Origin of the sequence: Methylobacterium sp. NFXW15 (assembly GCF_049887755.1) — a bacterium.
Lineage (GTDB): Bacteria > Pseudomonadota > Alphaproteobacteria > Rhizobiales > Beijerinckiaceae > Methylobacterium.
This window is the reverse complement of the sequence record NZ_JAGEKG010000027.1, coordinates 1-1202: the sequence shown is the minus strand read 5'-3', so window position 1 is coordinate 1202 and position 1202 is coordinate 1. Positions and strand designations below refer to the sequence as shown.

Below are 1202 nucleotides of genomic sequence, written 5' to 3'. Positions count from 1 at the left end.
CCGCCGACCTTGCTCAGTGTTTGCCGGTGACCTTGTCGGCGAGGTTTTTGGCGCCGTCCTTGACGTCTCCGACGGTCTTCTGGGCTTCGCCCTTGAGTTCCTGGGCCTTGCCCTCGGCCACGAGCTTGTCGTTGCCGGTCATGTTGCCCACGCCCTGCTTGACGTTGCCGACGGCCTCGTTGGCCAGACCCTTCAGCTTGTCGGTGGTGCTGCTCATGATGTGCACTCCTGCTTCTGCTTCGCGAGGGAGGCCGGTCTGCCCGGCCGGTGGTGACCCCCGCCGGAGGGCGGGGGCCGGTGAACGGGATCAGACGCGGCGGGCGTCGTAGGTGCCCAGCAGCGTCGCGGGCTTGGGGGCGCCGAGGCGACCGCCGAGGAACGCGGCCAGCGCGCCGAGCACGAGGGCGATGGCGGCGTAGAAGGCACCCTGGGTCGCGGCGGACTTGGCGGTGACGGCGGCGGCCTCGGCCTTCTGCTTGGCGGTGGCGACGGCCTGCTCGTACTGCTTCTGGTAGTCGTCGATCTGCGCCTTGGCCTGGTCCGGCGCGATGCCCTGGGCCTTGGCCAGCGCGTCGGCGGCGCGGGTCTTGGCCTGCTCCTTCTGGGCCGGGTCACCGGTCAGCACGGCCTTCACGGCCGAGACGGCCGCGTCCTTGGCGGCCTGCGGGTCCTGCCCGGCGGATTGCTCGCGGACCTTCTGCTCGATGCCGTCGAGGGGGTTGGAGACCTTGGACAGGGACGGGGCGGCGGCGGTGGCGGCGGTCTGGATGGTGCCGCCGACGAGGTTGCCGGCGCCGCCGAGCGCGCTCGACACGGTGCCGAGGGTGCCGCCGACGAGGCCGGTGGCGGCGGAGGTGAGCATGTACAGGACGACGAGGGTGGTCACGGCCCAGGAGACGAGGCCGTGGAGGGCGGCGGCGCCCGGCAGGGGCTTGCCGGAGAGGCGGCCTGCGATGAGTCCGCCGGCCAGGGAGGCGACGATGCCCGAGGCCACGAACCAGATGCCTGCGCTGAGGGAGGCGGTGGAGGCGGAGGGGTTGTCGGCGGCGGTGGTGCCGATGGAGGCCAGCCCGATGCCGACGCCGACGAGGTTGACGACGACCTGCGTCACCAGGGCGGTGACGGCGCCCGCGAAGATGGCGCCCCAGGACACTTGGTTGAGCAGCACGGCACGGGTGTCGGCATGCGCCTCCGTGGCCAGG

General features: G+C 72.3%; 2 protein-coding genes. Both read right to left on the bottom strand.

Going from position 1 to position 1202, the window contains the following annotated elements; translation table 11 throughout:
• Window positions 1-13: 13 nt before the first annotated feature.
• Complete coding sequence (locus J4O73_RS24165) at window positions 14-217, bottom strand: CsbD family protein (RefSeq protein WP_378971065.1); 204 nt, start codon at window positions 215-217, stop codon at window positions 14-16.
• Between the two features lie 90 nt (window positions 218-307).
• Window positions 308-1201 carry a PhnA-like protein gene (locus tag J4O73_RS24160; RefSeq protein WP_426221561.1) on the bottom strand — a complete coding sequence of 298 codons (894 nt, stop codon included), beginning with the start codon at window positions 1199-1201 and terminating at the stop codon, window positions 308-310.
• Window position 1202 lies beyond the last annotated feature (1 nt).

Bases quoted from the DNA above. Each gene is read 5' to 3' on its own strand.
- J4O73_RS24165 (WP_378971065.1), bottom strand. From the start codon at position 217: ATGAGCAGCACCACCGACAAGCTGAAGGGTCTGGCCAACGAGGCCGTC.